This window comes from Neisseria sp. Marseille-Q2251, from assembly GCF_940793045.1.
In the GTDB taxonomy this organism is placed as follows: Bacteria; Pseudomonadota; Gammaproteobacteria; order Burkholderiales; family Neisseriaceae; genus Neisseria.
In genome coordinates, this window is sequence record NZ_CALNWV010000083.1 from 1 (window position 1) to 2,179 (window position 2,179).

At 54.1% G+C, this 2,179-nt stretch carries 3 protein-coding genes and 1 pseudogene; 2 read left to right on the forward strand and 2 right to left on the reverse strand.

What is annotated here, in order from left to right:
• Nucleotides 1–261, reverse strand: a 261-nt coding sequence (locus AAG834_RS13650) for a hypothetical protein (RefSeq protein ID WP_342032444.1), incomplete at its 3' end; no start/stop codon positions are given.
• A 66-nt stretch (nucleotides 262–327) separates the two neighbouring features.
• Between AAG834_RS13650 and AAG834_RS13655 the strand changes: the two genes are divergently transcribed.
• Together AAG834_RS13655 and AAG834_RS13660 are read left to right on the forward strand one after the other, a co-directional pair.
• The gene (locus AAG834_RS13655) at nucleotides 328–1,467 is read left to right on the forward strand and encodes a THUMP domain-containing class I SAM-dependent RNA methyltransferase (RefSeq protein WP_342032445.1); all 1,140 of its coding nucleotides are present in this window, start codon (nucleotides 328–330) and stop codon (nucleotides 1,465–1,467) included.
• A gap of 86 nt (nucleotides 1,468–1,553) precedes the next feature.
• Nucleotides 1,554–2,033 carry a hypothetical protein gene (locus tag AAG834_RS13660; RefSeq protein ID WP_342032446.1) on the forward strand — a complete coding sequence of 160 codons (480 nt, stop codon included), beginning with the start codon at nucleotides 1,554–1,556 and terminating at the stop codon, nucleotides 2,031–2,033.
• 26 nt (nucleotides 2,034–2,059) lie between these two features.
• On the opposite strand, the pseudogene AAG834_RS13665 reads toward AAG834_RS13660, so the two are convergent.
• Nucleotides 2,060–2,179 (reverse strand): annotated as a pseudogene (locus AAG834_RS13665) (IS630 family transposase); the annotation flags it as partial.

Genomic DNA, 2,179 nt, shown 5'->3' on the forward strand with positions numbered 1-2,179 from the left:
CGCTGTTGGCTGCGTATATGCAGGTAGTGGAGTACGGCTTGGTATTTGAAGTGTAATGTATATTTGCTCATAAAAAAACTGCACCTTGTGAGTTGGAGGGGATGTCCAACTTTTGGGGTGCAGTTCAGTTTTCAGACGACCTTTTGCCTTTATATCCTTTATAATCACGTCCATCACATTTTTATCCGCGCGCCCCTCCAAGCGGCGACGGAGCAATACGCGGCAGAGGCATGGCGGGTTCAGTTTAAACGGGTTTGGCATGGCTCCGCCTGTCCAGATTGAAGCTTAATCCGCCATTCGAATACGCCGCTCATCCGAAAGGTTCGCATGACCACTTATTCCCTCTTCGTTACCTGCCCGCGCGGTCTCGAAGCCCCTTTATCCCAAGAACTCGAACAATTCAAATGCCAAGACATCCGCGCCGTTGACGGCGGCGTCGCGTGCAAAGGCGGTATGGAGCAGGTGTACCGCATCAACCTGCATTCGCGCACCGCAAGCCGCGTGTTGCTGCGCCTGACCAAAAGCGGCTACCGCAACGAGCAAGACATTTATAAAGCGGCGAAAAATATCCGCTGGACGGATTGGTTCGACTTGGAACAAACCTTCAAAGTCAAAGTAGAAGGCAAACGCGCCCAAGTCAAAAGTTTGGATTTCGTCGGGCTGAAAATCAAAGACGCCGTGTGCGACGTGTTCCGCGACGCTTGCGACGCGCGTCCCAGCGTCGGCAAAATCCGCCCCGACATCCGCATCCATGCCTTTATCGACGAGCGCGACATTCAAATTTTTATCGACACGTCCGGCGAAGCTTTGTTTAAACGCGGCTACCGCCAAGACACAGGCGAAGCGCCGATGCGCGAGAACTTGGCAGCGGGCTTGCTGCTGCTGGCAGGCTATGACGGCACGCAGCCTTTCCAAGACCCATTTTGCGGCAGCGGCACCATCGTCATCGAAGCCGCATGGATTGCCACCCGTCGCGCGCCCGGTTTGATGCGCCGTTTCGGGTTTGAAAAGCTGAAAAACTTCGATGCCGCCCTTTGGAAAAAGCTGCAACACGAAGCCGAAACGCAAATCCGCCCCGCGCCAGCTGCGATTTCGGGCAGCGACAATGACCGCTATATGATCCGCGCCGCCGTTGCCAACGCCCAAGCTGCCGAAGTGGACACGTTTATCCGTTTTGAAGTCAAAGACGCGCAGGACACCCGTCCGAACGGGGAAGGCGGCATTTTGATTTCCAATCCGCCTTACGGCGTCCGCCTTGCCGAAGTCCAAGCCCTGCAAGCCCTTTACCCGCAGTTGGGCGCGTGGTTGAAACAGCATTACGCGGGCTGGCTGGCGGGCATGTTTACCGGCGACCGCGATATGCCGAAATTCATGCGCCTTTCGCCCAAACGCAAAATCCCGCTCTACAACGGCAACTTAGACTGCCGCCTGTTTTTGATGGATATGGTCAAAGGGTCGAACCGATAAATCTGATAGAGGTCGTCTGAAAACCAAGGCAACGATGCAGTATCGTTTTCAGACGACCTTTTCGTTTGGAAAAGAGTGAGTGAAACATGATGCAAAACAACCCGCCAAACAAGCGCACAATATCCGCTCTTCCGCTTATCGCAGCGGGCATCTTCTGCCTGCTTGCCGTCGGGCGCGCGGAAGCCATGTCGCAGCCTTTGACGCAGCATGTGGAAATCATCAATCGTTGCGAACACGCCGTCGAAGCGCGAGCCAAGCAGCGGCTGACGCGTCCGTGGAAGCAGATTCCCCGCCGATTCACTTTGGAAGCGGGCGGACGTTTGGAAGACAGTAGGCAGTTGGCGGGGTTGTTCGGTTTCGGTGTGAGACAGGCGCCGCCGCCTAAAGTATCGTTCAACCATCAGGGGCGGGAAATTTCTTCGGCAGTTATCAAACGCTTTATGTACGCCGATGAGCATTTCATCATCATCGCCTGTTCGGAAAACATGACCGACGAAGAGAAAATGAGTCCGCAAGAATGGTATCGTTGGCGGAATGAGCAGCGAAAGCAGGAAATGGGCGGGTAATCCGATGAGGTTGATTGCGTTTATAGTCAATTAAAATCAAAATAGGACAGTAACGCATCGTCAAATCGGGCGTAATCAGACAATACGGTTCGCAGATACCGCTTAATATTCGCCCACACCTTCTCAATCGGGTTGAGCTCAGGTGA

Coding starts and splice junctions, on each gene's coding strand:
- AAG834_RS13655 (WP_342032445.1), top strand. CDS start 328: ATGACCACTTATTCCCTCTTCGTTACCTGCCCGCGCGGTCTCGAAGCC.
- AAG834_RS13660 (WP_342032446.1), top strand. CDS start 1,554: ATGATGCAAAACAACCCGCCAAACAAGCGCACAATATCCGCTCTTCCG.